Annotated in this window: 9 protein-coding genes and 1 pseudogene; 5 read left to right on the plus strand and 5 right to left on the minus strand. The window is 63.1% G+C overall.

Going from position 1 to position 7,123, the window contains the following annotated elements:
* Nucleotides 1-256 (plus strand): GNAT family N-acetyltransferase (locus CIK71_RS17050; protein WP_141393749.1); only part of this gene is annotated, 256 nt, incomplete at its 5' end.
* Here CIK71_RS17050 and CIK71_RS17055 read toward each other — a convergent pair.
* Both CIK71_RS17055 and CIK71_RS17060 read right to left on the minus strand, forming a co-directional pair.
* Complete coding sequence (locus CIK71_RS17055; protein WP_096166869.1) at nucleotides 250-516, minus strand: hypothetical protein; 267 nt, start codon at nucleotides 514-516, stop codon at nucleotides 250-252. The two genes, CIK71_RS17050 and CIK71_RS17055, sit on opposite strands and share 7 nt — an antisense overlap.
* Nucleotides 517-767: 251 nt before the next feature.
* The gene (locus CIK71_RS17060) at nucleotides 768-1,568 is read right to left on the minus strand and encodes a sulfite exporter TauE/SafE family protein (RefSeq protein WP_096166870.1); all 801 of its coding nucleotides are present in this window, start codon (nucleotides 1,566-1,568) and stop codon (nucleotides 768-770) included.
* Between the two features lie 84 nt (nucleotides 1,569-1,652).
* Here CIK71_RS17060 and CIK71_RS17065 point away from each other — a divergent pair, with 84 nt between their 5' ends.
* Nucleotides 1,653-2,408: an AraC family transcriptional regulator gene (locus CIK71_RS17065; protein WP_096166871.1), complete on the plus strand. Its 756-nt coding sequence runs from the start codon at nucleotides 1,653-1,655 to the stop codon at nucleotides 2,406-2,408.
* 156 nt (nucleotides 2,409-2,564) lie between these two features.
* Here CIK71_RS17065 and CIK71_RS17070 read toward each other — a convergent pair whose 3' ends face one another.
* Nucleotides 2,565-2,894 (minus strand): nuclear transport factor 2-like protein, encoded by a 330-nt coding sequence (locus tag CIK71_RS17070; protein ID WP_096166872.1) that lies wholly within the window; start codon nucleotides 2,892-2,894, stop codon nucleotides 2,565-2,567.
* A 45-nt stretch (nucleotides 2,895-2,939) separates the two neighbouring features.
* Entirely contained in the window at nucleotides 2,940-3,695 is a 756-nt protein-coding gene (locus CIK71_RS17075) for an SDR family oxidoreductase (RefSeq protein WP_096166873.1), read from the minus strand.
* 64 nt (nucleotides 3,696-3,759) lie between these two features.
* Between CIK71_RS17075 and CIK71_RS17080 the strand changes: the two genes are divergently transcribed.
* From CIK71_RS17080 to CIK71_RS17590, 3 genes and pseudogenes are all read left to right on the plus strand, one after another.
* Entirely contained in the window at nucleotides 3,760-4,443 is a 684-nt protein-coding gene (locus tag CIK71_RS17080; RefSeq protein ID WP_096166874.1) for a TetR/AcrR family transcriptional regulator, read from the plus strand.
* 156 nt (nucleotides 4,444-4,599) lie between these two features.
* Nucleotides 4,600-5,133 (plus strand): annotated as a pseudogene (locus CIK71_RS17085) (ISL3 family transposase); the annotation flags it as partial.
* Between the two features lie 161 nt (nucleotides 5,134-5,294).
* Nucleotides 5,295-5,828: a hypothetical protein gene (locus CIK71_RS17590; RefSeq protein ID WP_141393750.1), complete on the plus strand. Its 534-nt coding sequence runs from the start codon at nucleotides 5,295-5,297 to the stop codon at nucleotides 5,826-5,828.
* Nucleotides 5,829-6,307: 479 nt separating this feature from the next.
* Here the strand turns inward: CIK71_RS17590 and CIK71_RS17095 are convergent, their stop codons facing one another.
* Nucleotides 6,308-7,021 carry an SOS response-associated peptidase gene (locus CIK71_RS17095; RefSeq protein ID WP_096166875.1) on the minus strand — a complete coding sequence of 238 codons (714 nt, stop codon included), beginning with the start codon at nucleotides 7,019-7,021 and terminating at the stop codon, nucleotides 6,308-6,310.
* Nucleotides 7,022-7,123 lie beyond the last annotated feature (102 nt).

Here is a 7,123-nt window from a genome sequence, read left to right on the forward strand (position 1 = left end):
TAACAAACCCGGGGCGATTCAGGTCTGGGACGTGGTCATCGACCCCGAACACCGGGGGCAGGGCTACGGACGAGCTGCGATGCAGCTCGCCGAGACCTACGCCCACGCTCGCGGCGCGCGCACGCTCGGACTCAGCGTTTTCGGGTTCAACTCCGTTGCCCGGGGCCTTTACGAATCACTGGGATATGAGACGACGAGCGTGAAGATGCGCAAGCATCTCGAAGCCCCAGAGCTGCGGGACGACCTCGCTCAGTGACGCCAGGCAGTCTGCAACCGTGGCCAGAGGCGATCGTGGGCACCGGCCCAGTCCAGGACGCGCCCTGGGCGGGTGTTGATGTGTTCGGCAAAGTCGTCGAGCTCGCGCATGGAGAACGAGCGGAGATCTGCACTCTTGGCCAGGTACTGGCCTTGTAGGCGGTTGGTGTTCTCGTTGATGCCGCCCTGCCACGTGCGGCGACGGTCGGATAAGTAGACATCGATGCCCAGGTCAAGGCCGAGTTCCTGGTGTCCAGCCATCTATCGACCCTGGTCCCAAGTCAGCGACTTGCTCATCGAGGCTGGCAGCTGAGAGAGATCGTCGAGGAACGCCCGGCGCACAGCGTTGGGCTTGTACCCGTCAGGCAGAGCTACGACGCGCACGAAGCGGGTCGAGCGTTCAATCACCGTCGCCATGCAAATGACGCACAGGACTCCATCGTGAAGGGGTCAAGAAACTGGAGATTAGGACGAGATCTCCAAGTCGTCGTGGTCTGCGAACACGCTGGAATTCACCCTGTGACAGCCACAGCGATCGCGGCCACGACAAGCAGCGCGAGATAGGCCCAACTGTGCACGGCGTTATTGATCCTCGGAGGCCGTCGCCGAAGCAGGACGATGACAGGAATCGCACCCGCCAGCAGTGCGAGCGCCGAGGCGACGTCGACGGTCCCGACCAAGCCTGGGACCGAGGCGACGCTGCCACCGCCGAATACGAGTGCCACGATCATCGCCGGTGCCGCGATCGCGATGGTCAGCGGGTTCGCCAACGACGTCGCCACACTCATGTCCATGCCGGAGCGCCGCATCATCGGCACGGTCATCACACTCCCGCCGACGCCCAGGAAGGACGCGAGTCCACCGATCGGGATGCCCCACCCATCGGGGAGTGCGCGATCGCTGCTTTCCTTTGGCCGTCGCGCTGGTCCGTGCCCGGGGAAGAACCCCGGACGGAGCAGCAGATCGACAACGGTGACGCCGATGTAGATGACGAAGCCCCACCGCGGGACGACGTCGGGAACGAATAGCGCGCCGAAAGCACCTGCCGTGCCCCCGAGGGCAAGCAGGACGAATAGTGTCCGCCGTCCACGAAGGTGGGCAAGGACGGTCTGGCGCGTCGCCGAGGTCGCGATGACCGCGTTCACGACCATGACGAGTGCTGACGTCGCGATCGCGATGCGCAGCGCATCGGGCCCTCTCGCCGCGTCGACGAGCATGATGATGGGGACCGTGACGAAGCCCCCGCCGAAGCCGAACAGGACCGTCGTCGCGCCGACCGCTAAACCTACGAAGAACAGAACCAACAGTGACATGGTTCCATCACACTGCGCGCCCGCAGTGTCGGGCAATCGATCTTTACTCACACACTTTCGCGTTTTAGCCACTACGGTAGCGCCGTGCACAACTTTCGCCTTGATGCCGTCGACCACATTCCGGTAGACGTACTCCCGATCGGGACGGACTACCCGCCCGGTCACGTGCTGCCCCGTCACGCGCATCGGCGGGCACAGTTGCTCTACGGCGCGAGCGGAGTGATGCAGGTCGAGACCGATGTCGGGTCATGGACCGTTCCCACCGACCGTGCCGTCCTCATCCCGCCGGGAGTCGCACACGAGGTGTTGATGGACGATGTCACGACCTGGAGCCTGTACATCGAACCGGACGCCGTGCCGTGGTGGCCGGCCAGCTGCATGGTCGCCGAAGTCAACCCCCTCTTGCGCGAGCTCCTTCGAACCGCGAACACGTTCGCGCCGGACTACGACGTCACCGGACACGACGGCGCGGTCGTCAACCTGACACTCCACGAACTGCGCCATCTCACCCCCATGGCCCTGTCTGTCTCACTGCCGCACGACGAACCGTTCCGATCTCTGTGCCGCACGTATCTTGCAGAACCAGACCTCGCGGTGACGAATGAGACCTGGGCACAGGCAGCGAACAGGAGCTCGCGTACGTTCGATCGCCAGTTTCGCGCGCAAACTGGCACGAGCTCAGCGGCTTGGCGGTCGCACGCCCGCCTGTTGACCAGCCTTCGCCTGCTCCCCATCTCGAGCGTCACGGAGGTCTCTGCTCGTCTTGGGTACGCCTCCCCAGCAGCGTTCACCGCCGCGTTCACGCGCGCCTTCGGCGCGCCGCCATCACGCTTCAACTGAAACTGGGATGCCTCGATATTGCGGACAGAACGTCGATGCGGCCTCTCGCGAGCTCTGCCCGAAGGAGTGTGGCGTGGGGTCTTTCGGGCGCAGAGGCGACAGCAACGAGCGGGCGTCCATCTGGCTGGACGCCCGCTCGAGGTGCGAGTGTCGGCTCTAGCCTTCGCGGATGGTCATCTTTGCGAGCTTGTCGCCCTCGATGTCGAAGACGAACTTCGAGCGGCCATTGGCGTGGTTGGAGCGCCAGTCGCCAATGACGGCGACCCTGGCACCCTTGTCGTCGACTTCCTCGACGGTCAGCTTGCCCTGCGAGCCGATGAACTCCCTGTCGCTCCAGGCGTTGATCTGTTGTCGGCCGGTGAAGGTGCGGCCCCAGTCGTCCACTGCGCCGGTCTTCGTGAAGGCGTCGAGGAACGCCTGCTCATCATGGTTGTTGACGGCGACGATGAACGACGCCACCGGTTCGGGAATGCTCGGTACTGACATGAATACTCCTCTTCTCGTGCGTGTCGGGTTCTCGTGCGTGTCGGGTCAGCGGGTGGTGTAGCCGCCATTGGCGAAGATCGTCTGGCCTGTGACCCACCAGCCGTCGGTGGCGAGGAAGCGCACGATCGGGGCGATGTCTTCGATCTTGGTGAGCTGGTTTCCCAGTGCCTGGGACTTGTGGAACTCGACGCGCTCGGGGGTCTCCTGCCCGTAGAAGAACGGCGTGTCCATAGGGCCGGGCGCGACCGCGGTGACGGAGATGCCGCGGTCGGCGAACTCCTTGGCCGCGGCACGTGTGAAGTGCTCGACCGGTGACTTGCCGCCGGCGTAGGTGGAGTAGCCGTCGGTAAACGCCGCCAGCAGTGCGGTGACGATGGTGATGATCTTGCCGCCGTCCGCGAGATGGGCCCCGGCTTCCTTGATGAAGAAGTACGCGGCCTTGGAGTTGATGTCGAACATCGAGTCGTACTCGTCCTCGGTCGTCTCGATGATCGGCTTGCGGAGCACCTTCCCGGCCGTGTTGACCGCGATGTCGATCTCCCCGAGAGCGGCCTTCGCGTCTGCGAACAGACGGGCCACGTTCGCGGGGACCGTGAGATCACCCTGAAATACTGCACCCTTACCTCCGGTCGCTTCGACGGCGGCCAGCGTCTGCTCCGCATCGGCACGGCTGGAGTCGGAGTTGTAGTGGATCGCGACGTTCGCGCCGGCCTCGGCCGCCTGGCGTGCGATGAGTCCACCGAGGTTCTTCGCGCCTCCCGCGATCAGGACGTTCTTACCGTTGAGTGCGTACTCAACCATGACAGGCCTCCCGTATCATTGATATGTACCAGTGTCTGACTGCTACATGCGGTAACGTAGCAGCATGACAGGAGCGCCGACAAGCGATACACGCCAGCGTCTGATCGCGGCAGCTGCCGACCTCATCGCTGCGTCTCCAGGGGAAGAGTTCTCGCTACGTGCTGTGTGCGACACCGTCGGGGTGAAGATGCCGACGCTCTATCACTTCTTCGGCTCTAAGCAAGGTCTGATCGACGCGGTCATCGACCACGGATTCGATCTATACCTCGGCGAGAAGGCGTCCATGGAGTCATCCGGCGACCCGATACAGGACATCCGCGCCGGATGGGACGCCCACGTCGCTTTCGGGCTGGCCAACCCAGGGTTCTATACGCTCATGTACGGAAAGGTCCGCCCGGGCCACTCCCCCGACGCACAGTCACGCCCGAGCAGGATCCTCCGTGGGATCACGGCCCGAGCAGCGGAACAGGACCGTCTCGCCGTCCCGTCAGACCAGGCAGCGGCGCACATTCTGGTGACAAACATCGGCGTCACACTCCGTCAGATCATCCTGGCAACTCCGGATCCCGCGCTCTCCAGCGCAGTTCGAGAAGGCGCGATCGCCGCGATCACGGACAGGGGCGCACGAACCAGTAGTCAACTCACCGCAGCCATGGAACTCGCCGCAGCCCACCCCAACGTCCTGGGCAAGACGGAGACCGAGCTCCTCATCAAGTGGCTCGGCCGCCTCGTCGAAGATTCCAACTGATCGGCGTCAGAAACCCCTACCCGTTCACCCGTTCAGTTCTGACAGGCCGGTCGACGCGGCCTGAAGAAGACAAGCGTCTTCGCATCCACTGTCGGGACGAGGGTAAGCAGGCTCTTCGCAGATGAGGGTGTAGCGGCTGGTGACGGGATTTGGGCCGTGGCCGGTGACGCACTGGACCGCTGCCGGCAACGGATCCAGCAGGTCACCTGCGGGCATCGCGGTCGATTTGGGTATCCCCTTTACGGGATCCGCCGAGTCCTCCGAACCGGTGCGGACCCTCTCGCCGATCGCCAATGCGACCGTCTGAACAGCGTGTTCGCTGTCGACGAGCATGCCGCGGTCAACGTTACCTGGGGCATCTATTAGCTGATCGTGGAGGCATACCTCAACCCCGATCGCGCTGCCGCGAAGCAGCAACTTGCCGCAGTGATTCAGGACCTCGCCGGCGATGTTCCAGCTTCGCCGATCGAGGTCATCACCCTCGGCCGCACTCTGAATCGCCGGGTCGAGGACGTGCTCGACTACATCGACCGGCCCGGCACCAGCAACGGTCCCACCGAAGCGATCAATGGCCGCCTCGAACACCTCCGCGGCACAGCCCTGGGCTTCCGCAACCTTGCCCACTACATCTTCCGATCGCTGCTCGACACCGGCGGATTCAGGCCCCTGCTGCACGGTCACATGCAATGAGCCACCAAGGCAGGTGCTCACGTCAAGGATCAGCTGGCCGCACCCGCGACCATCTGACTACGAAACTAAATCCTGGCGTTTGAGATCCATACGGCTGCGTGGCCGTGGTAACATCATTCAACACACCTCGAATTGTGAGGTACTTCACGAAAGGTTGAAAAATGTCTCGAACAATTAGGAATGCGGCGATCTGGCTCGCAACTTTGACAGTGGCTGGCTTTGCAGCCGTCCCTGCCTGGGCCGAGCCGGGCGAGACAGATGGTCCGGTACAGATCGGCGACATTAAAGTCTCGATCGACGACAGCTCTATTGACACCCGGGCCGAGCTCGACGCGTACATCGAGTCGGACGAAGCTAAGACCATCACCGTTGATCGCGCGACCGGGGAGATGACTTCTGTTATCGCGGGAAACGAGCCTGCAATCTCTGCGCTCACTTCGGTAACGAACAAGTGCACTTCGTCGTCACATGTGTGCACGATTTCGGGTCAGGTTCCGCGCCCGAACTACGGGTTCACTGGAGTTGGAACCAAGACTGGGGCATGGCTGGGACAGGAAGCCTTCCTTACCAAGAGTCACGCAGGCAAAGGATATTATTCCTGGAATGGTTCAACCGTGGCCCTCCCCAAGATTGGCACCAACTCAAGAATCAACCTCGACGGACCTGCTACCTTCGTCAAGGTGACCGTCTACTAGAATCACTCTTTCCATTGCGTTGACGTGAAGCGCCCTGGGTTGCGTTCCGAGTACCACAGAGAAAAAGGAACGAAGCCTAGGGCGCTTCACGTCGTATGCGTAGGACAGCGTGGCCTGGGTGAGTTGCTGCTCGGGCATCCGTGACCGGGATGCCATGTAAATCGGTCGTCATCTGCGCGCGGAGCGAGAAGGTGACGGTCGTCGGTCATGGCTTCGAGGATCCAGGCCGCAGAAGGCATCGAGATCAGGGGTTGAGAAGGTAGCGTTAGACATGTCGAGGTCTTCCAGATGGCGAGCGTCAGAACTTCCATCATCGGGAGGCCTCGACGTCTATTCCCGCACCGACGCGCCCACCCCGTCACCAGCCACTACACCCCCATCTGCGAAGAGCCGGAAAACTCTTAACGGGCGACCTCACGCTGTGTGTGAATAGATCCTACGGGCGGACAGACTTCGCGCCGCGGAGATCTTCGCCGCCATCACTCCAGCTCGATAGGCGCGATCAGAGCTGAATCGCTGCGGTCGAGCGTCCGGACGTTGTTGACGGCGCGATCGACGGGGTGCGTCACCAGCGACGCGGCGACCGTCTCGGAGACATCGCCGAGCACGCCGTGCAGGTGCTCGCGCTCATCCTTCTCGAGCTTCCCGGGCGCGAGCCAGTCGACCATCAGTTCGTCGTCCAAGAACGCCGGCATGCGGTCGTGGACGTCGCCGGCGGCGTCCTTCGCCTCGCGGGTGATGATCGTGAAGGACACGTCCCACTCCCCATCGCTGTTCTGCTCGGCCGTGGTCAGCCCAGCGGCATGCAGCAGCTCGCCACCAGTGGCGTGGACGTAGTAGGGCTGCTTGCCGTCGTCCATCTCGACCCACTCGTAGTAGCCGGTCATCGCCACTACGGCTCGGGAGCTCGCGAAGCCGGCGCGGAACATTCCGTTCGTGTGCGCTGTCTCGAAGCGGGCATTGATGGGCCGCGGACCCTTGTCCTTGGCCCACGCAGGCTTGAAGCCCCAGCGCGCGAACTCGACAGTCCGCTGCAGCTCGCCCTCGTCGTCGACGTGTTCGCGGACCACAGGGGCCTTCGTGCGCGGGGCGACGCTGAACACCGGCTCCCAGTCGAACGCCTTCGCCGGCTGTGCGGCGTAGGCCCGCATCAGCCCCTGAGCATCGACCTCGAGAACATACCGTCCGCACATGATCTGCCTCCCTTGGCATCGTGGGCACGATCGTACTCATCGCCCGCAGCAGTACTCTTCAGCGATCCGCGCGTGAATCCTCTAGGGCGTGTCTCCTATGTG

The organism is Brachybacterium alimentarium, from assembly GCF_002332425.1.
In the GTDB taxonomy this organism is placed as follows: Bacteria; Actinomycetota; Actinomycetes; order Actinomycetales; family Dermabacteraceae; genus Brachybacterium; species Brachybacterium alimentarium.